This window comes from Paenibacillus sp. 481 (genome assembly GCF_021223605.1).
Lineage (GTDB): Bacteria > Bacillota > Bacilli > Paenibacillales > Paenibacillaceae > Paenibacillus_B.
This window is the reverse complement of record NZ_CP075175.1, coordinates 5,582,916-5,607,240: the sequence shown is the minus strand read 5'-3', so window position 1 is coordinate 5,607,240 and position 24,325 is coordinate 5,582,916. Positions and strand designations below refer to the sequence as shown.

Here is a 24,325-nt window from a genome sequence, read left to right as displayed (position 1 = left end):
CTTATTCATATTTGTATATATGTATACATGCATTTAACCGATCTAGAACGAAGTAAAGCGGACTTGTGGCTTCGGTTTCATTCTCATGTTATCTCATGTACGATCTTATCTCCGGATAAAATTAAATCTCGCAACGCTTTATAACCGACTTTACATACATGGTGGCGAACATTGTGACAAAAAAAAGAACTGTGTCTAAAGTAGTAATTATGTAAATGATATTGTTAAATATCATTAGATGCGTATATAATAGCTCGTAGACACACTTGTCGAAGTAAGGAATAAGGAGTAAGATGTAAAAAGTAGGTAGTAAGAAGCAAGATTTAGGAACTGAAGAGTTAAAGTAAGAAAGAAGTAGAAAGAAGTAGAAAGAAGAAAGAAGGTGAAGCAGTGGCGCCTGCTTTTGCTAGACCTTAATCATTCTGAAGCTTTGTTATCGGCAACATTCTAATGAAGCAACGCATGAAACTAAGATTTGCAACGCACATGTTGGGAATTTCATTTTATTTACACACCACCTAGACACCATCTAAGACACCTACCTAGATATCACACGCAACAGTCTACATTTGACTGCACATCTTTGCACACCTCAAGAGTCTTAACACCATTAGCGTATAACCTTTATCACTTATATTTCATCATCTACCTATTCGTAGCTGTATGATTTGTATCCCGTTGACAATTGAATATAGTTCCATAAGCACAAGTACTGTGTATATTTTTTCTCAGGATCGATCAGTCGCAGTTTATTTACATGAGGTAAATTAAAGCGGTTTAACATGTGCGCCATTTTATTCGACTCCGACTGACTCCGAAAACGTAGTCCCGACTGTACTAATCATCTTTTTTGTAGGGGAGAGTCAATGTGAACGTGAATTTGAACACACTGTTTCCTTTAACGCATGCACAACGCAGAATTTGGTATATGGAAATGCTTTATCCGAATACAACGGTTAGCACCATTTCAGGCACCTTAGTTATCGAAGGGAACGTCGAACAAGCGGTCTTAATCCAGTCTATTCAGCAACTGATAAAGCAGTATGATGCATTTCGCATCCACATTTCCGTTGAAAATGGTGAACCACAACAATGGTTCATGCCACAATCAGAAGAAGCTGAATCCATTACGTATATGAACTTCAGCAGTGAAAGTGAAGCGCTTGATTGGTTGCAAGAATACAACCGCAAGCCAATCAGTATATACGATTCTAAGCTCTATCAATTTGTCGTGTTTAATATGAATGATGAAGAACATTGGGTAAACTTTAAAAGTAATCACATTATTTGTGACGGTGTATCTTCACATATTATTTCGCAATCGATTATGAACAATTATATCGCAATTACAAGTGGAACGTTCTCCGAGCAAGAACAAAAAGAGGGCTACCTGCGATATATTGAAACCGAGCAACAATATGAGCAATCAGAGCGATATCGGAAAGACAAGGCTTACTGGTTGGACAAGTTTCAGACATTGCCCGAGATAACGGGGATTAAACCGTACCCTCCATATTCGATTAGCACGGCAGCGAGTCGCAAGACGCTAACGATTACCGGTGAACGTTACGAGCAGTTGAGGTTGTTTAGTGAGCAGCACAACGTCAGCTTATATACTCTATTTTTGGCTGCATTGTACACGCTTCTTCATAAGTTGACAGGCAGCGAGGACATTCCGATCGGTAGTGTGTATGCGAACCGTACAACACGACACGAAAAAGAAGTGATAGGTATGTTTGTAAGTACGGTGGCAGCCCGCTTGACGTTAGAGCCGGATCAACCGATGCTTGACTTCCTACACTATGTAGCCAAAGAACAGAAAGCTAACTTACGCCATCAAAAATATCCGTATAATCAGCTTATTCAAGATTTAAGAGACACCTATAACACGAAAGAGATTCAAGATCTTTTTTCGGTTTCTGCGGAGTATAGACCGCTTCGTTGGTCAGACTATGGCAGTTTTCGTGTCCAGCAAAAGACAAGCTTTACTGGACATGAAGTAGATGATTTATTGCTTCGCATTGAAGAAATGATTGACGACGAGCAAATCGTACTGCATTTCGATTACCGCAGTGAATTGTTTGACGATCAAGAAATAGCCCGCATTATCGAGCAGTTGTTCACCATCGTAAACCACATCTTAGTTCATCCTCAGCAGACGATACGCCAATGTTCACTTTTGAATGACATGGAAAAAAATCAAATTATATCGCAGTTCCATCAAGCGGCTTCAGACATACATATACCACGGGACAAGACCATTCATCAGCTGTTTGAAGAACAAGTTGAACGGAGTCCTGATCAGGTTGCCGTCGTGTTTGAAGACCAGCAACTCACCTATCGCGAATTAAATACACGGGCGAACCGGTTAGCGAGAACGCTTCGCAATCACGGTGTGAAGCCTGATCAACTCGTTGGCATTATGGTTGATCGCTCACTGGAAATGATCGTTGGCATTATGGCCATTTTAAAAGCGGGTGGCGCGTATGTGCCGATTGATCCGGAGTATCCGGAGGAGCGTATTCGTTACATGCTGGAAGATACGCAAGCCAACGTATTGCTGACTCAGCAGCATATGCAAGCGCGGGTTGCTTTTACAGGAACTTGCATCATCTTGGACGGCGTGAACGTCGCTGGTGCAGAAGCAACTGGAGCATCAGTAGAAACAGCAGCAACAGCAGAAATAGTAGCAACAGCTGCAATACTCTCGGCAGAAGCTTATCACGAAGATGGCTCCAATCTACCATCTGTCAGTGAGCCGGAGCATTTATCTTATGTTATTTACACATCTGGTACGACAGGCAAGCCAAAAGGGGTCATGATCGAGCATCGACAGGTCGTCGCCATGGCGTACGCTTGGAAACATGAATATAAGTTGGCGCAGGAAGGGATGAAATGGCTACAATGGGCCAGCTTCTCCTTTGACGTCTTCTCTGGCGACTTGGTGCGGACGTTATTACACGGCGGCGAACTCGTGCTCTGCCCAGCGCATGCACGGGCGAATCCAGCGGAAATCGTCAAGCTTATCCAAGCGCATCGCATTCACATGTTCGAATCGACGCCAGCACTCGTTATTCCGTTGATGGATTACGTTTATGAGGAGCAGCTGGACATTAGCAGTCTGAAATTACTCATCGTCGGTTCAGATCATTGTCCGGTCGAACAGTATCAGAAGCTGCACGAGCGGTATGGCTCGCAACTGCGCATCGTGAACAGTTACGGGGTAACAGAAGCTTGTATCGATGCTTGTTATTTCGAACCGTCAGCGGAGTCTGCGGAGCCGCTTCGGATGTTGCCAATCGGGAAGCCGTTGCCAGCGGTAGAAATGTACATTTTGGACGACAATCGTTCGATGCAGCCAATCGGACTGGCAGGTGAGCTGTTTATCGGCGGAGCCGGCGTCGGCCGCGGGTACTTGAATCAGCCGGAAATGACGGCGGATAAGTTCGTGGACAATCCGTTTGCAGCAGGTGAACGGATGTACCGGACAGGCGATCTCGCGAAATGGATGCCAGATGGAAACATTGAATACTTGGGACGGATTGACCACCAAGTAAAAATTAGAGGCTTCCGCATCGAAATCGGCGAGATCGAATCACAGCTCTTGAAGACGACAGCGGTTCGTGAAGCGGTCGTAGTAGCACGCGAAGACGGCAGTGGTCAGAAAGTGCTGTGCGCGTACTTCACAGCTGACCAAGAGTTGACGGTCAATGAGCTACGCGGAGGCTTGGCGCAGGAACTGCCAAGCTATATGATTCCGTCCTATTTCACCCAATTGGATCAACTTCCTTTAACGCCAAATGGTAAAGTCGATCGGAAATCGTTGCCAGAACCAGAAGGCAACGTACAGACCGGCATCGAGCATGTTGCACCACGAACACCGCTAGAAAGCGAACTGGCCCACATATGGCAGCAATTGCTTGGTATTGCGAATATCGGTGTGAAGGACAATTTCTTTGATCTCGGCGGACATTCCTTACGAGCAACGTTGCTTATTAATAAGCTGCAAAAACAGATGCACATCGATGTATCGTTGCGAGATGTGTTCCGCTTTCCAACGATCGAACAAATGGCTATGTTTATTGCGGGATTGGACGAACAGGTGTATAGCTCTATTCCTGTGGTCGAACGAAAAGACTACTATCCTGTGTCATCTGCGCAAAAACGGTTGTACATTTTGCATCAAATGGAAGGTGCGGAGCTTAGCTACAACATGCCAGGCGTGATGACGATGACAGGCCGGATCGACCAGCAGCAATTTACGTCTGCATTTCACCAGTTAATTGCTCGGCATGAGACACTGCGCACGAGCTTTGAAATGGTGAACGGCGAACCCGTGCAGCGTGTACATGATACGGTTGACTTTACGCTTGAGGTGATTCAAGCAAGCGAGGAGACGGCAGGGGAAGTAGTCCGTCGTTTTGTTCGTGCCTTTGAGCTGGATAAGCCGCCATTGTTGCGGGTTGGTCTGGTTGAGATCTCAAGTGAGCATCATATTTTAATGCTCGATATGCACCATATCGTGTCCGACGGTGTTTCGTTAGCGATATTGGTAGAAGAGTTCGCCCAACTTTATAACGGAGCAGAACTATCTCCGTTGCGCATCCAGTATAAAGATTACGCTGTATGGCAACAATCCGCGGCTCAGCAGGATGCTATGAAGCAACAAGAAGCGTACTGGTTGGAATTGCTTCAGGATGAATTACCAATATTGGAGATGCCTACCGATTACGCGCGACCTGCTGTACAAAAATACGACGGACGCACGATCCAATTTACGATTGATTCGCAGCAGAACGAGCGCTTGCAGCAAATCGCAGCGGAGACGGGATCGACATTGTATATGGTATTGCTTGCTGCATACACGATTTTGCTACACAAATATACCGGACAAGAAGATATCGTAGTCGGCACGCCGATTGCAGGTAGAACACACGGAGATGTGCAGCCGCTCATCGGGATGTTCGTCAATACGCTTGCGATTCGAAATTATCCCGCAGCGGATAAATCGTTCCGCTCCTATTTGGAGGAAGTAAAGGCAACGACGTTAGGGGCGTTCGAGCATCAGAATTTCCCGTTCGAACAACTGGTAGAAAGTTTGCAAGTGACGAGAGATTTAAGCCGCAACCCGTTGTTTGATACGATGTTCGCGCTGCAAAATACAGAAAACGTGGAGTTCCAGCTTGAAGGACTGCAAATGACACCGTACCCGAGTGAATATACGGTTGCCAAATTTGATCTGAGCTTGGATGTGACCGAAGGAACTTCAGGGCTTGAGTGCAGTCTGGAGTATGCGACTTCGTTGTATAAGCGCGAAACGGCAGAGCGAATAGCGAAGCACTTTGAGCAATTGCTTGTCGCTATCGGAAGTGAGCCGGATGCTTCTATTTCTACTTTAGGCATCATTAGCGCAGCGGAGACGACACAAATTTTAGACGAGTTCAATGATTCCACCTTGGAAGCACCAAGTGAGCAGACGCTCCCGCAGCTCATTGAGGAGCAAGCGGCGCGTACGCCAGACGCAGTAGCTGTGCAATTCGACCAGCAGCAGCTTACTTATCGCGAACTGAATGAGCGTGCAAATCGCTTGGCACGCACGTTACGAGCGAAAGGTGTACAAGCTGATCAGCTTGTTGCCATTATGTCCGATCGTTCGCTAGAGATGATTATCGGCGTTCTCGCGGTCTTAAAAGCAGGAGGCGCGTATGTACCGATCGACCCGGACTATCCGGAAGAGCGCATCAGCTACATGCTGCAAGATTCGGCAGCTCAATGGCTATTGGTACAAGGACATTTAACGAATCGTGTGACAAATCAAGCGGCGAATCTGGCTCCTTATGCGGGCACGATTATCGTGATCGATGAAGAGTCAGCGTACAGTGAGGACGGTTCGAATGTGGAGCCTGTTCACCATGCTGACCATTTAGCTTACGTCATTTATACGTCTGGTACGACGGGCAAGCCAAAAGGAGTCATGGTCACGCATCGCAATGTAGCGAGCTACGTTCAAAGCTTTATCACCGAGTTCCAAATCGTAGCTAACGATCGCATCTTGCAACAAGCGTCCATCTCATTTGACACGACTGTGGAAGAATTGTACCCAGCACTGCTTACCGGTGCGCGTATCGTTATCGTAAGCAAAGAAGATGTCGTTGACGCACAGCGACTAGCTGAAAAAGTGCGTATGTACGAGGTGACAGTCGTTTCCTGCTCACCGCTGCTTTTAAATGAATTAAACCACTGGTTAACAGAGCAGCATGGTGTAAGACTGTTTATATCTGGAGGAGATATCCTTAAAAAGGAATATTACTCCAACTTGCAGTCAGCTACCGTTTACAACACGTACGGTCCGACAGAGGGTACCGTTTGTGCAACTTATTATCGCTGTACTCATCAAGAGCAATCCAGCGTGCCGATTGGTAAGCCAATCGCGAATAAGCGCGTCTACATTTTGAATCGAGCCAACCAGTTGCAACCGATTGGTATTCCAGGAGAGCTGTGTATTGCAGGATCAGGCACGGTGCGGGGATATTTGAATCAGCCTGAGATGACAGCAGAGAAGTTTTCTGCCGATCCATTTGTAGCAGGCGAGCGGTTATACCGCACAGGAGATTTAGTAAAATGGCTACCGGATGGCAACATCGAGTATGTCGGCCGCATTGATGACCAAGTTAAGATTCGCGGTTATCGTATTGAGTTAGGCGAAGTGGAAACCCACTTGTTAAAGGTGGAGCACGTGCAAGAGGCAGTTGCTATCGCACGGGAGGATGATAACGGAACGAAAGTGCTGTGCGCTTATTTCGTAGCGGATAAGGAGCTTACGGTAAGCGAGCTGCGCGGGGCGATGGCACGTGAGTTGCCAAGCTACATGATTCCGTCTTACTTTGTGCAACTGCCGCGCATGCCGTTAACGGCGAACGGAAAGTTGGATCGCAAGGCGTTGCCAGCGCCAGAAGGTCAGATACACACGGGAGGAACGTATGTTGCTCCACGCACGGAAGCAGAAAAGGCGCTAGCGGCTGTATGGCAAACGGTGTTGGGCATCGATCGCGTCGGTGTAAATGATCATTTCTTCGAGCTTGGTGGAGATTCGATTAAATCGATCCAAGTATCATCCCGTTTACATCAGGCTGGTTACAAACTTGAAATTAGAGATTTATTCAAATATCCAACGATTGTTGAATTAAGCACGCAACTGCAACCAGTCGCAAGAATCGCGAATCAGGGCGCAGTAAGTGGTGAAGTCATCCTTTCACCGATTCAACGCTGGTTTTTTGAACAGCAATTTGCACATCCGCACCATTATAATCAATCGGTTATGTTGTATCGGAAAGATCGTTTTGATGAAGCGGCGCTGCGCAACGTGCTGCACACAGTCGTTGAGCATCATGATGCACTGCGGATGGTGTTCCGTGTAGCGGAACAAGGGTATACCGCTTGGAATCGTGGCGTAAACGAAGGCGAGCTTTATCATTTGGAAGTTGTCGATTTCACCGCACTAACCGATGACCAACAAGTGCTAACTCACGAAGAGCTTGGCAAGCGGATTGAAGCGAAAGCAAATGACATGCAGAGCAGCTTTACTTTGCAGACGGGACCGTTAGTACAAGCAGGGTTATTCCAGTGTGCAGACGGCGATCATTTGCTCATTGTCATTCATCATAGCGTGGTCGACGGTGTATCGTGGCGCATTGTGCTGGAGGATATTGCGGTCGGTTATGAGCAGGCGATCCAAGGAAAGCACGTACAACTTCCGGCCAAAACAGACGCTTATCAGTTATGGTCCGAGCAACTCGTGACGTATGCGCAAAGCGAAGCGATGGAGCAAGAGTTCGCATATTGGCAGCATATCGCACAGACCGAGACGAAGTTGCTACCTAAAGATCATGCAGTGGCTGAATCGTTGCAGCAAGACAGTCAATCCGTGGTCGTGCGCTGGAATTCGCAGGAGACGGAGCAACTGCTCAAGCATGTGCATCGTGCGTATCGCACAGAGATGAACGACATTTTGTTAACGGCGTTAGGAATGGCTTTGCAAAAATGGAGCGGTCATGAGCGCATTTTAGTTAATTTAGAAGGTCACGGCCGAGAATCGATTTTGGAAGATATGGATATTTCCCGAACCGTGGGCTGGTTTACGAGTGAATTCCCAGTCGTGCTTGATATGGAACTAAGCGCAGATCAATCCGAAAAAGCGTTGGCGTACCGGATTAAAAAGGTGAAGGAACAATTGCGGCAAATTCCGAACAAAGGAATCGGCTATGGCATCGCTCGTTATTTGTCTGAACATGTGATCAGTGATGTGAATGTAGCTGGAGACTTGCATGTCAATCCGGAAGTTAGCTTTAACTACTTGGGCCAATTTGACCAAGATTTGAACAATCATGCGATTGCGATCTCGCCGTATTCAAGTGGGAAAGACGTAAGCGGTGAACAAGTACGCAAGTACGTGCTGGACATCAACGGCATGATTGCGGAAGGCTCATTGTCGTTAGATATCACGTACAGCCATAAGCAATACGATGTGGATACCGTGGAGCAGTTGGGTGAACTTTTGCGACAAAGCTTGCAGGATATCATCGCTCACTGTTTGACGAAAGAACGGACAGAACTCACTCCAAGCGACCTGTCATTCAAAGCAATTGAAGTGGAGGAACTGGAGCAGCTCGTGGAACAAACGTCTCACATTGGCGAAATCGAAAATATGTACACGTTAACGCCGATGCAAAAGGGAATGTGGTTCCATAGTGCGCTGAACGAGCAGTCGGGTGCTTATTTTGAGCAGACGCAGTTCACGCTGGAAGGGCCACTTGATGTAGACGTGTTCATGCGAAGCTTGAACAACTTGACAGCACGCCACGCTGTGCTGCGTACGAATTTTTACGGTAGTTGGTCAGGACAGCCACTGCAAATTGTATACGAGCAAAAGCAAGTTGGGTTCGCTTATGACGATTTGCGCACATGGGATGAAACGGAGCAGCGTGCTCTTATTGAGCAAGCGGCGAGTGATGACAAGGTACGCGGCTTTAATTTAGAACAGGATGCGCTGATGCGTATGGCGGTTATGCAGACAGGTGACGAAAGTTACCAAGTGCTATGGAGCTCGCATCATATTTTGATGGACGGTTGGTGCTTGCCGCTGATCGCCAAAGAAGTGTTTGATACGTACGCTGCATTTATGCAGAATCAGGTGCCGGAACGTACTTCTACATCCTCGTACAGCCAGTATATTGAGTGGTTGGAGCGTCAGGATGCGAACCGTGCAGCTTCTTATTGGAATCACTATTTACAAGATTATGAGCAGCATACGGAGTTGCCGCAGCAGCGGGGACGTAGTGAAGAGTATGTCGCTGAACAAGTCGTGTGCCAACTAAGCAAGAGCTTGAGCGAGCGGATGAATCTCGTAGCCAAGCAGCATCATGTCACGTTGAATACGTTGATGCAAGCGGCGTGGGGCATTATTTTACAAAAATATAACAGCACGAACGATGTTGTATTCGGTATCGTCGTATCCGGAAGGCCGGCTGAAATTCCAGGTATCGAGGAAATGATCGGCTTGTTCATTAATACGATTCCGATTCGGATTCGTTGTGAATCAGAAGCAAGCTTCGCAGATGTAATGAGCAGCATGCAGGAACAAGCATTGGCATCTGCCAGCTACGATTACTATCCGTTGTACGAGATTCAAGCGAATAGTACGCAAAAGCAGGATTTAATTAATCATATTATGGTATTTGAGAACTACCCGATGGAGCAGCAGCTTCAGGAAGTCGATAGTCTCGATGAAACGCGGTTGAAAATGTCGAACGTGACGGCGGCGGAGCAAACGAACTATGACTTCAACTTGATGATCGTGCCAGGTGAACAAATTGTTGTGCAGTTGGACTACAACGCGAACGTGTTTGACCGCACCAGTGTTGAGCAAATGAGAGATCATCTTGTCCATATGCTGGAGCAAGCTGTTTCGGATCCGCACATTCGTGTCGCGCATTTGGAAGTGGCGACTGCGGAAGAAAAAGTAGAAATTGTCGAGCGTTTTAACGACACAGCTACGTCGTATTCGCGTAACAATACGATTCATCAATTGTTTGAAGCGCAAGCAGAACGTACGCCAGAAGCGACAGCTATCGTATTTGATAATGAGCAATTGACTTATCGCGAATTGGATGAGCGTGCAAACCGCTTGGCCCGCACGATTCGTGCGCAAGGCGTACAGCCTGATCAGCTTGTCGGCATTATGGTGGAGCGTTCGCTTGAAATGATGGTCGGTATTTTGGCCATTATGAAAGCTGGCGGAGCGTATGTACCGATCGATCCGGCCTATCCGACAGAGCGTATCCGCTTTATGTTGGAGGATTCAGGAGCGAATGTGTTGTTAGTACAGCGCCATTTGCAACAACAAGGTTCCGCTACGGACTATATCGTACAGCAGCAAACGGATGGCAAGCTGATCGTAATCGAGTTGGATGACGAGCAAGCTTATGCTGAAAATGGAACCCGTTTAACGCCGATTAGTGAAGCTCAGCACTTGGCTTACGTCATTTACACTTCAGGAACGACAGGTTTGCCTAAAGGGGTAATGATTGAGCATCAAAGCGTGTGCAATGCACTACTGTGGCGTAAATCAGCCTACGAACTGAACGCATCCGATCGGGTGCTACAACTGTTCTCGTTCTCGTTTGACGGTTTTGTGATGAGCTCCTTTACACCGTTATTAGGTGGAGCTAGCGTTCATATGCTGCAAGAGGAAGAGTCCAAGGACCCTGTCTCCTTACGGGCAGCTATTGAGCAAGCGGGCATTACACATTTCATTTGCGTGCCTAACTTGTATGCCGCACTGTTAAATGTTATGCAGGCTGAGGATGGCCACACATTGCGCAGCGTGACGTTGGCGGGCGAGAGCATCAGTACGCCGCTAGTGAACCAGAGTAAACTGCAGTTGCCTCATGTGGCGCTGTTTAATGAATATGGACCGACGGAAAATAGCGTGGTCACGACTTGCGCGAGCGATATTGCTGCGCACGAGAGCATTACGATCGGGACACCTATTTCAAATTGTCAAGTATTGATTTGCAATGAACAAGGACATGTGTTGCCGACCCATGTGCCAGGTGAGCTTTGTATTGCGGGTGCAGGTCTAGCGAGAGGGTACTTGAATCAACCAGAGCTGACCGATTCGAAATTTGTGGCTCATCCTTTAACAGCGGGCGAACGGTTGTATCGTACGGGCGATTTGGCGAGATGGCTACCAAATGGCAGTATCGAATATTTAGGACGTATTGACCATCAGGTCAAAATTCGCGGATTCCGAATTGAGCTTGGCGAGGTTGAAGCTCAGCTACTGAAAATACAGTCCGTGAGGGATGTCATCGTCATTGCCAGAGCAGATAACAACGGACAAAATGTATTGTGTGCGTATGTTGTGGCAGACAAGGAACTGACGGTAAGCGAGTGGCGGGAAGCGTTGCTGCAAGAGCTGCCAAGCCACATGATTCCGTCGTATTTTGTTCAGTTGGAACGATTGCCGTTGACACCAAACGGAAAAGTGGATCGCAAGGCGCTGCCAGCCCCGCAAGATGGAATGCAAACGGGGACGGAGTATGTTGCGCCGCGAACATCGCTTGAAGCGACGTTGGTGGACATTTGGCAAGAGGTACTTGGACTTGCGGGTAGCATCAGCGTGAAGGATAGCTTCTTTGAGCTAGGTGGTCATTCCTTGCGTGCAACTACGCTCGTGAGCAAGCTGCACAAGGAGTTGAACGTGCATGTGCCGCTGCGCGATGTGTTCCAATTCCCAACGATCGAAGAGTTGGCGAACGTGATTGCTGGAATGGACAAGCAAGCGTACAGCGCGATTCCGCTGATTGAAGCATCGATCGAAGTGCGGAATTCAGCTAACACTGGGGACCGTGATCAAAATGGTAGCAACACCGACAGAGACATTGACAGTGATTACTATCACGTCTCGTCTGCGCAGAAGCGGTTGTATATTTTACAACAGCTTGAAGGTGCCGAGCAGAGTTACAACATGCCAGGCATGCTGTTGCTCGAAGGTAAGCTGGATCGAGATCGGTTCACAGCCGCGTTCAAGCAGCTGATTGCACGCCACGAGACACTGCGTACCGGCTTTGAAATGATCGATGGCGAGCCTGTGCAACGCGTGTACCGTACCGTCGAGTTCGCGGTGGAGTTGATGAAGGCAAGCGAAACAGAAGCGAATGCGTTAATCGATTCGTTTGTACGCACCTTTGACCTCAAGCAGCCACCATTGCTACGTGTCGGATTAATTGAACTCGCACAGGAAAGACATATGCTGCTGTTTGATATGCACCATATCGTTTCTGACGGCGTTTCGATGGCGATTTTGGTGGAAGAGTTTGTCCGTTTGTACAGCGGTGAAGAACTAGCGCCATTACGCATTCAGTATAAAGACTACGCTGCATGGCAGCAGTCTGAAGCACAGCGCAAGCTGCTACAAGAGCAGGAAGCGTACTGGATTCACGAACTGCGTGGCGAGCTACCGCTGTTGGAAATGCCAACAGACTTTGCTAGACCGCTATTCCGTAGCTATGCCGGAGATACGCTCGAATTTACCATCGATGCGGGCAAGCTTGCACAATTGAGACAGCTTGCAGCAAGTAGCGGGGCGACGCTGTACATGGTGCTACTGGCGCTTTATACAACGATGCTTCATAAATATACGAATCAAGAAGATATTATTGTGGGCACTCCGATAGCGGGTAGAACGCATGTGGATGTGGAGCCGCTCATCGGGATGTTCGTTAACACGTTGGCGATCCGCAATTATCCAGCCAGTGACAAGACATTTATGTCTTTTGTCAAAGAAGTGCAGGCCACGACGTTACGTGCTTATGAACATCAGCAATATCCGTTCGAACAGCTCGTGGAACAGGTGCAGCTGACACGGGACGTAAGCCGCAATCCGGTGTTCGATACCGTATTCGTTTTGCAGAACATGGAGCAGGAGAAGTTTGCACTTGAAGGCTTGGAGTTGACGCCGCAATCGCTTGAGCATGCTGTAGCGAAATTTGACTTGAGCTTCCATGCAGCGGAGAGCGACGCAGGGTTAGCGTGCAGCATTGAGTTTGCGACATCCTTGTACCAACGTGAAACGATTGCACGGATGGCGAATCATTTCGATCAGCTCGTCGAGGCTGTTATTCGTGAGCCACAGGCGCAGCTAGCTGCTCTGACGATGGTAACCGTGGAAGAAAAAGCGCAAATGCTGAACCAGTTCAACGATACAGCAGCGGACTACCCACGTACGAAGACGATTCACCAGTTGTTTGAAGAACAAGTGGAACGAACGCCAGCAGCGATCGCGGTTCAGTTCGAGCAGGAGCAGTTAACGTATCGCGAGCTAAATGAACGTGCAAATCGTTTGGCGCGAACGTTACGTGAGCTTGGCGTGCAGTCCGATCAATTAGTAGGTATTTTGGTCGAGCGTTCAGCCGACATGGTCGTAGGGATACTGGCGATTTTGAAAGCTGGCGGCGCCTATGTGCCGATTGATCCTGATTATCCAATTGACCGTATCCAATACATGCTGGACAATTCGGAAACGAAAGTACTCATTTTGCAACACCATCTACAATCTTTAGCAGTTGACTTTACAGGCACTACGGTCTGGATCGAAGACGAGCAAAGTTATAGTCAAGACGACACGAATTTGGCGGGCATCAATAAGCCAGCTGATCTGGCCTATGTCATCTTCACATCAGGAACGACAGGTAAGCCGAAGGGAACGTTGATTGAGCACCGGAACGTCGTCCGACTCTTGTTCAACAGCAACAATTTGTTTGACTTCAATTCAACCGATACGTGGACGTTATTCCATTCATTCTGCTTTGATTTTTCCGTCTGGGAAATGTACGGGGCGTTGTTGTACGGGGGCCGACTCATCGTTGTGCCACAGTTAACAGCTAAAAATCCAGCCCAATTCCTGAATCTGCTTAAGCAGCAACAGGTAACGATACTGAATCAGACACCAACGTATTTTTATCAGCTCGTGCGTGAAGCTTTGGCAGACGAGGGTCAGACGCTGAACATTCGTCAGGTCATTTTTGGTGGCGAGGCGCTTAGTCCACAATTGTTAAAAGATTGGCGTGCCAAGTATCCGCAGACGCAGCTTATTAATATGTATGGCATCACCGAGACGACTGTACACGTAACTTACAAAGAAATTACAGAAGTGGAAATTGAACAAGCGAAAAGCAACATTGGACACCCGATCCCAACGCTGCAAGTATACGTGCTCGACCCGAATCGTCAGTGCGTGCCTATCGGAGTTGCGGGTGAAATGTATGTTGCAGGTGATGGTTTGGCACGTGGGTATTTGCATCGTCCAGACTTGACCGCTGAAAAATTTGTAGACAATCCGTTCATTTCAGGTGAACGCATGTATCGCTCGGGTGATTTAGCGCGATGGCTGCCAGATGGCAACATCGAATACTTGGGTCGGATCGATCATCAAGTCAAAATTCGCGGCTATCGTATTGAGCTCGGCGAAATCGAGGCTCAACTAGCGAAGGTGGAATCGATTCAGGAAGCAATCGTCCTTGCACGTGCAGATGATACCGGAGAAAAGTTGTTATGCGCTTATTTTGTTGCCGATCGGCCGCTTACGATTGCTGAACTGAAGGGAACGTTGTCGCAGGTATTGCCAGCTTATATGCTCCCGTCGTTCTTTATACAGTTGGAACGGATGCCATTGACTTCAAACGGCAAAGTCGATCGCAAAGCGCTGCCAGCACCAGAAGGCAGCATGAGCATCGGAACGGAGTACGTTGCACCACGAACAGCGCTCGAAGCGCAATTAGCTACTATTTGGCAGGAAATATTGGGTATTTCGGCTGTAGGTGTCAAGAACGACTTCTTTGAACTTGGCGGTCACTCGCTGCGTGCGACGACATTAGTAAGCAAGTTGCATAAGGAAATGAATATCGAGCTGCCTTTGCGGGACGTGTTCCAACATCCAACGATTGAAAAAATGGCTATAGCCATTGCAGGGATGGAAAAGCAGCAGTACGTGTCCATCCCGACGATCGAAGAACGCGAGTATTATTCGGTATCTTCAGCACAAAAGCGGTTGTACATTTTGCATCAGCTCGAAGGGGCTGAACAAAGCTACAACATGCCAGGCGTGATGCAGATAGAAGGTGTGCTAGATCGGAATCGCTTTGAAGCCGCATTCCGAGGGTTGATCGCGCGTCATGAAACGCTGCGCACGGGCTTTGAGCTCGTGAACGGGGAACCTGTTCAGCGGATATACCGCGCTCAAGAGATTGAGTTCGCGATTGAAGTGATCCAAGCTGCTGAAGCAAACGCACATGAAGCCGTACGTAACTTTGTTCGCGCGTTTGCGCTGGATAAACCGCCGTTGCTGCGCGTAGGGCTGATAGAACTCGCACAGGAACGCCATTTGCTCTTATTTGATATGCATCATATTATTTCTGACGGTGTTTCCATGGGCATTGTGATGGAGGAATTCGTCCGCTTGTACGGTGGCGATGAACTGGCACCGTTACGTATTCAATATAAAGACTATGCTGCTTGGCAGCAGTCAGCAGAGCAACAACAGCAGTTGGAGTTGCAGGAAGCATACTGGTTGGACGCATACCGCGGTTCACTTCCAATCTTGGAAATGCCAGCAGATTATGCGCGGCCTGCGGTACAAAAGTACGATGGAATAACGTTGAAGTGGCATATGCGCCCAGAGACCGGCGCAGGCTTGCAGCGTATAGCGGCCGAAACTGGCTCCACGTTGTATATGGTGCTGCTAGCTGCTTATACCGTGCTGCTTCACAAATATACGGGGCAGGAAGATATTGTGGTCGGAACGCCGATTGCGGGTAGAACACACAGTGATGTGCAGCCGCTGATTGGAATGTTTGTGAATACGCTAGCTATTCGCAGCTATCCGACTGCTGACAAAACATTCCGCACGTATTTGGATGAAATAAAGGCAGCTACACTCGGTGCGTTTGAGCGTCAGAGCTATCCATTCGAGCAACTGGTGGACAAGCTGCAAGTGACGCGAGATTTAAGCCGCAATCCATTGTTTGATACGATGTTTGCTTTGCAAAATACGGAAGAGAAGTCCTTGGAGCTGCAAGGATTTGGGCTTGAGCTCACACCGTATCCGTTAGAGTCGACGGTATCGAAGTTCGACCTCACCTTAGATGTTATCGAAGGCGAGGAAGGGCTGGAATGTAGCCTTGAGTTCGCGACTGCGTTGTATAAGCGTGAAACGATTGAGCGGATGATTAGCCATTTTGGGCAGTTGCTCGACGCGATCGTAAACGAGCCAGAAGCGAAGCTGGCGGCGCTAAATATGTTGACTGTGGAAGAGCGAACACAAATTCAGGAGCTCTTTAACGATGCAGCTGCTGCCGAACAGTATCCGCGGGATAAGGCGGTTCATCAGCTATTTGAGGAACAAGTTGAACGGAGTCCTGATCAGGTTGCTGTCGTATGTGAGGACAAGCAACTCACATACCGCGAGCTGAATGCACGCGCGAATCAATTGGCACGAACGTTGCGTGCGCACGGCGTACAGCCGGATCAGCTCGTTGGCATTATGGTCGATCGTTCGTTAGAGATGATTGTCGGCATTATGGCTATTTTAAAAGCGGGTGGCGCGTATGTGCCGATTGATCCGGAATATCCAGAAGAGCGTATTCGTTACATGCTGGAAGATTCGCAAGCACAGGTGCTGCTGACGCAGCAGCATTTGAAAGCGCGGGTCGACTTTGCGGGAACATGTGTCGTGCTAGACGGCGTAGAGAGCTTGGAGAGCCTTGATAGTCTGGAAAGTCTGGACGGCGTAGAGAGCCTTGATGATGCGGAGGCGGGAGCAAGAGCAGTAACAGCTGCAACTATCACGTCCGACGTGTATCACGTAGATGATTCCAATTTACCGTCAGTCAGCGCACCGGAGCATTTGTCTTATGTCATCTACACCTCCGGAACGACAGGCAAGCCAAAAGGAGTCATGATCGAACAAGGTCAACTTGTTGCCATGGCGTACGCTTGGAAGCATGAGTATAAGTTGGAGCAAGTAGGAACCAAGTGGCTGCAATGGGCCAGCTTCTCCTTTGACGTATTCTCGGGCGACTTGGTGCGGACGCTATTACACGGCGGCGAACTCGTGCTCTGCCCAGCGCATGCACGGGCGAATCCAGCGGAAATCGTCAAGCTTATCCAAGCGCATCGCATTCAAATGTTCGAATCGACGCCGGCACTCGTTATTCCGTTGATGGATTACATTTATGAGGAGCAACTGGACATTAGCAGTCTGCAATTACTCATCGTCGGATCTGACCATTGTCCGGTCGAACAGTATCAGAAGCTGCACGAGCGGTATGGCTCGCAGCTGCGCATTGTGAACAGCTACGGGGTAACAGAAGCTTGTATCGATGCTTGTTATTTCGAACCGTCGGCGGAGTCTGTGGAGCCGCTTCGGATGTTACCAATCGGGAAGCCGCTACCAGCGGTACGGATGTACATCTTGGACGACAATCGTTCGATGCAGCCGATCGGTCTGGCAGGTGAGCTGTTTATCGGCGGAGCCGGCGTCGGCCGCGGGTACTTGAATCAGCCGGAAATGACGGCGGATAAATTCGTGGACAATCCGTTTGCAGCAGGTGAGCGGATGTACCGGACAGGCGATCTCGCGAAGTGGATGCCAGATGGCAACATTGAATACTTGGGACGGATAGACCACCAAGTGAAAATTAGAGGCTTCCGCATCGAAATCGGCGAGATCGAATCACAGCTCTTGAAGACGACAGCGGTCCGCGAAGCAGTCGTGGTAGCACGCGAAGACGGTAGCGGTCAGAAAGTGCTGTGCGCGTACTTCACATCCGACCAAGAGTTGACGGTCAGTGAGTTGCGCGGAGGGTTGGCGCAGGAGCTGCCGAGCTATATGATTCCGGCACACTTTGTACAGCTGGAAGAAATGCCATTAACGCCAAACGGCAAAGTAGACCGCAAGGCACTGCCTGCTCCAGAAGGAAGTGCGTACACGGGAACGGAATACGTCGCGCCGCGAACCGATGCGGAGAAGGCGTTGGCTACCGTATGGCAGTCTGTATTAGGCGTTGAACACGTCGGAATCATGGATCATTTCTTTGAGCTTGGCGGGGATTCGATTAAATCGATCCAAGTTTCCTCGCGCTTGCATCAAGCTGGATACAAGCTGGAAATTCGCGATTTGTTTAAATATTCAACGATAGCTCAACTAAGCTTGCACATTAAACAAGTGGGCAGAATGATCGATCAGCGTGCAGTGACCGGAGAGGTCGCGCTGACGCCGATTCAACGTTGGTATTTTGCGCAACAATTCGCTGATTCGCATCATTACAACCAATCGGTCATGCTGTATCAGCCAGCAGGCTTCGATGAGCAGGCGATTCGTCAAGTGCTCCGCAAGCTGGCCGAGCATCACGATGCACTGCGGATCGTGTTCCGTGAAACGGAGCATGGCTACAGTGCTTGGAATCGAGCCATTGAGGAGGGCGTTCTTTACAGCTTAGAAGTTGTTGATTTCAAGGCAAACCCAGCGTTCGCTGAAGCTATCACAACGAAGGCAAATGAGCTGCAAAGCAGTATCGACCTTCAAGCAGGTCCATTGCTTAAAGCGGGTCTATTCCAATGTGTAGATGGCGACCATTTGTTAATCGTCATTCATCATGGTGTGGTTGATGGCGTATCGTGGCGCATCTTACTCGAAGATATCGCGCTTGGCTACGAGCAAGCATTAAAAGGCGAAGCCGTTGTTCTGCCTACGAAGACCGATTCGTATCAGACGTGGTCGGAGCAGCTTACAGCATATGCGCAAAGCCCAGCGATGGAGCGGGAGCAAGCATTTTGGAGGCAAATCGTGCAGGGGCAAGCGGAACTACAACCGCTACCTAAGGATAAGCACACGGAGAGCTCGTTGCAGCAAGATAGTCAATCGATTGTCGTTCAGTGGAGTAAAGACGACACCGAGCAGCTATTAAAGCAAGTTCATCGGGCTTATAACACCGATATGAACGATATTTTATTAACGGCTTTAGGGATGGCTGTTCATAAATGGTGTGGCTACGAGCGACTGCTTGTCAATTTGGAAGGACACGGACGCGAGTCTATTGTGCCGGACATTGATATTTCACGCACCGTCGGTTGGTTCACGAGTGAGTATCCAGTGCTGCTGGATATGAATCCAGAACACGAGCTGTCTTATCGGATTAAAAAGGCGAAAGAGGACTTACGCCAAATTCCGAATAAAGGTATTGGATATGGCATTTATCGTTATTTAAGTGGGCAAGTAGCAGACTGGGGTCAGGCACCGGAAGTTAGCTTCAACTACCTCGGTCAGTTCGATCAAGATTTGCAAAATAATGAGCTAAGCATTTCGCCGTTTTCGAATGGTGCGGATATTAGTAGTAATCAGGTACGTCAGTATGTATTAGACATTAATGGCATGATTACGGACGGCTCATTGTCCTTTGACTTAAGCTATAGCCGTCAACAGTACGAAAGCGAAACGATGGAGCAACTGGCCGCATATTTGCGGGAAAGTGTGCAGGAGCTTATCGCCCATTGTGTAGCCCAAGTGCAGAGCGAATTGACGCCGAGCGATGTGCTGTACAAAGGATTAACAATTACAGAGCTGGATCAAATTGTGGAACAAACAAGCCAGATTGGTGAAATCGAGAACATTTATTCGCTGACGCCGATGCAAAAAGGAATGTGGTTCCACAGTACGTTGGATCAGCACAACGGAGCTTATTTTGAGCAAACTCGCTTTACGCTGCAAGGTATGCTTGATGTCCAGACGTTTGCCAAAAGTTTGGATGCTTTGGCGAAGCGCCACGCTGTGCTGCGGACGAATTTCTACAGTGCGTGGAACAATGATTTGCTGCAAATCGTGTACCGTGACAAATCGGTCGGATTCTCGTATGAGGATATCCGCGGGCTAACAGCAGCCGAACAGTCAGCGCATATTGAGCATGTGGTCAAAGCGGATAGACAGCGCGGATTTAATTTGGAGCAGGATGCCCTGTTACGTGTGTCGCTGTTACAGACGGGTGACCAAAGCTGTCAGGTACTGTGGAGCTCCCATCATATTTTGATGGACGGTTGGTGCTTGCCGCAGCTTACGCAGCAATTGTTCGACATCTATGCTTCGTATGAGCAGCCTAACTACACGGATCAAGCTGTAGAACCATCGTACAGTGACTATATTGAATGGTTAGGACAACAGGATGAACAGGCAGCATCCGCATATTGGACGAACTATTTAGCCAATTACGAACAGCAAACTGTGTTGCCGCAGCAAAAAGTGCAAAGCAGTCATGCTGAATATGCTGCCGAGAAGCTGAGCTGTGAGTTGGGCAAGAGCTTAAGCAGTCGTATTGAGCAAGTGGCGCGGCAACATCACGTGACCCTGAATACGTTTATGCAAGCGGTATGGGGCATTATGTTGCAAAAATATAACGGTACCGATGATGTCGTATTCGGTGGGGTTGTGTCAGGTAGACCAGCCGAAATTCCAGGCATCGAAGAAATGATCGGTCTGTTTATTAATACGATTCCGATTCGGATTACTTGCGCAGCGGAGTCACGCTTTGCCGATGTCATGATTGACGTACAGACGCAAGCATTGGAATCGGGTCGTTACGATTACTACCCGCTGTATGAAATGCAGGCGAAGACGACGCAGAAGCAAGACTTAATTTCGCACATTATGGTGTTCGAGAACTATCCGGTCGAAGAGCAAATGGAGCAAGCAGGCAGCGAAGAGCGTGACCAGCTGTCCATTATTGACGCCGAAGTAGCTGAGCAAACGAACTACAATTTCAATTTGATGGTCGTACCAGGTGAAGAAATAGGTATCCGTTTCGATTACAACGGACATGTGTTTGAGCGTGCGAGCATCGAGCGCTTCAAGGGGCATTTGCTGCACGTGTTAGAACAAGTGGTAGCGAATCCTCTAGTAGCTGTAAGCCAGATTGAGCTGGCAACCGCTCAAGAAAAAGCGGAAATTGTGGGCGTGTTCAATGATACGGCAGCTGAATATCCGCACGAGCAGACGATTCATCGGATGTTTGAAGAACAGGTGGAGCGTACGCCTGATGCGGTAGCCGTAATTTTTGAAGGGCAGCAGCTTACGTATCGCGAGCTGAACGAGCAAGCAAACCGCTTGGCACGTACGATACGGGCAGCTGGGGTACAGCCAGACGAGCTGGTAGCCATCATGTCAGAGCGTTCGCTTCCGATGATGATTGGAATTATGGCGATTTTAAAAGCTGGCGGTGCTTATGTGCCGATCGATCCACAGTTCCCAGAGGATCGGATCCGCTACATTTTGGACGATTCAGGCGCACGGTTGTGCTTGATGCAAGGTCATTTGCAGGAGAAACTGCAAGCTAGCTTTGCAGACGGAACCGTAGACATCGTGAATGTAGATGACGCAAGTGTGTATCATGCGGACGGGACAAATGTAGAGGCGGTCAACGATTCCAGAGATGCCGCGTATGTTATCTACACTTCGGGAACGACGGGTAGACCGAAAGGGGTCTTGATCGAGCATCATTCGGTCATCAATCGATTGTTATGGATGAACAAGAAATACCCGATAGATGCTGCGGATACGATTGTGCAAAAAACCGCGATCACGTTTGACGTGTCGGTCTGGGAGTTATTCTGGTGGTCCTTCGTTGGCGCCAAAGTGTGCTTGCTTCCAGTTGGCGGGGAGAAGAACCCAGCGACCATTTTGGACACGATTGCCGAGCAGCGTATTACGACGATGCACTTTGTACCGTCCATGCTGCATGCGTTCTTGGAGCATGTTGAACAGCAACCGACAGCGGAGTTACGTACGAAGCTGACATCGTTGCGGCAAGTGTTTGCGAGTGGTGAAGCTCTAACGGCTTCACAAGTAACGAGGTTCCATCAATTTATTACTCCGGTGAACGGAGCAAAAATTATCAACTTGTATGGCCCGACAGAAGCTACCGTCGACGTAACCTACTTTGACTTCACAGAGGTTGAAGAAATTGCAGGATACGAGCGAAGTGCATCTGACGCAACTGAGGCTACACAGACGATGCCAACATTGACGACTGTGCCAATCGGCAAACCGATCGACAATACGCAGATGTATATTGTGAGTGGACACAATCAACTGCAACCAATCGGCGTAGCTGGCGAGTTGTGCATTGCAGGCGTCGGTCTAGCACGAGAATATTGGAACCGCCCTGATTTGACGGCGGAGAAGTTCGTCGCTGTACCGTTTGCGCCAGATGAGCGCATGTACCGTACAGGTGACTTGGCGAGATGGATGCCAGACGGCAACATTGAGTATTTAGGACGATTCGACCATCAGGTCAAAATTCGTGGTTATCGCATTGAGCTTGGTGAAATCGAAGCCCAACTGTTGAGTATGGCAACGATTCAAGAGGCCGTTATCGTCGCACTTACAGACGACAGCGGACAAAATATGCTCTGTGCCTACTACGTGGCCACTGAAGAGCTGACCGTAGGCGAATTGCGAGAATATTTGTCGCAAGAGCTGCCTAGCTATATGGTTCCATCGTATTTTGTACAGCTTGCGTATATGCCGTTGTCTGCGAACGGAAAAATTGATCGCAAAGCGCTGCCTGCTTTAGACGGCAGTACACATACGGGCACGGACTATGTGGCACCACGCTCATGGCTGGAAGTGAAGCTGGCGCAAATATGGCAGCAAGTGCTAGGCGTTGCCAAGGTTGGCGTAAAGGACAACTTCTTTGACCTCGGCGGCCATTCCTTGCGGGCGACTACTTTGGTTACGAAGTTGCATAAAGAGCTCAACGTCAGCTTGCCGTTAAGAGATGTATTCCGCTTCGCGACGCTTGAGCAAATGGCGCAAGCGATAAATGAGCTGGAACAGCAGCAATACACTGCTATTCCGACAACGGAGCAGCAGGACGTTTACATGCTGTCGTCCGCACAAAAGCGGTTGTACATTGTGCAACAGCTGGAAGGTTCGGAGCATAGCTACAACATGCCAGGAGCCATGACCATCAAAGGGGAAGTGGATCGGGAGCAATTGGAGCTTGCTTTCCGGCAATTAATCGCTCGACACGAGACGCTTCGTACTAGCTTTGAGATGGTGAATGGCGATGCGATGCAGCGCATTCATGAACAGGTGCCTTTTGTGGTCGAGCATATGCAAGCCACAAGTGCAGAAGAAGCGGATCAAATGGTGCATAGCTTTATCCGTCCGTTCGATCTAGCGCAACCGCCATTGCTGCGGGTAGGCCTAATCGAGTTGGCACAAGACCATCATTTGCTGTTGTTTGACATGCACCACATCATTTCAGATGGGGTCTCGATGGGCATTTTAATTGAGGAATTTGTGCGTCTGTACAGTGGAGAGGAACTGCCACCGCTTCGGATTCAGTACAAAGACTATGCTGCATGGCAGCACTCCGAAGCACATGGTGAACGGATGAAACGGCAGGAAGCTTATTGGCTAGCAGCGCTGGCGGGCGATTTGCCACAGTTGGAACTGCCAACTGATTTTGCTCGACCAGCTGTTAAAAGCTATGAGGGAGATACGTTCCAATTTGCAATTGGCCAGCAGGAAAGCGATAGACTGCAACAAATTGCAGAGCAACATGGAGCGACCTTGTACATGGTGTTATTGGCCGCGTACACGACTCTACTCCATAAGTACTCGGGACAAGAGGATATTGTCGTCGGTACGCCGATTGCAGGTAGAACACATGCGGATTTAGAGCCGATTATCGGAATGTTCGTTAACTCACTCGCCATTCGCAGCTACCCAGTCGCGGACAAGCCGTTCCTGTCCTATTTGGAAGAGATGAAAGAAACGACTTTACATGCCTTTGAGAATCAGGACTATCCATTCGAAGAGCTTGTCGAACACATTCAGGTTGTTCGGGATTTAAGTCGTAATCCGCTGTTTGATACGATGTTCGTGTTGCAAAATACGGAACCGCAGGACGTTCAGCTCGGAGGGCTCACCGTGGAGCCGTATGAACAGCAGCATACAATCGCTAAATTCGATTTAATGCTGGAAGTTGCGCTAGCAGATGGAGCTTTAAGTGGACGTTTTGAATATTGCACGAAGCTGTTTACAGAGAACATGATTGACAATTTTGTAGCAGATTTCTTGTCCATTATTACTCACATTTGTGCGCAGCCTGAGTTGCGATTATCCGATCTGACGGGCAGCGGCCAGACGGATCAAGATCAAACGGATGAATTGGAAGAAACGATTGATTTTGCTTTCTAGGGGACTAGCTTG

1 protein-coding gene and 1 pseudogene are annotated in these 24,325 nt (G+C 48.7%); both read left to right on the top strand.

The features are described 5' to 3' along the window. Positions 1-868: 868 nt before the first annotated feature. Positions 869-4,063, top strand: a pseudogene (locus tag KIK04_RS24510) (non-ribosomal peptide synthetase); the annotation flags it as partial. 6 nt (positions 4,064-4,069) lie between these two features. After that, positions 4,070-24,313 (top strand): non-ribosomal peptide synthase/polyketide synthase, encoded by a 20,244-nt coding sequence (locus KIK04_RS23790; RefSeq protein ID WP_442951198.1) that lies wholly within the window; start codon positions 4,070-4,072, stop codon positions 24,311-24,313. Positions 24,314-24,325 lie beyond the last annotated feature (12 nt).

Bases quoted from the DNA above. Each gene is read 5' to 3' on its own strand.
- KIK04_RS23790 (WP_442951198.1), top strand. From the start codon at position 4,070: ATGGCTATGTTTATTGCGGGATTGGACGAACAGGTGTATAGCTCTATT.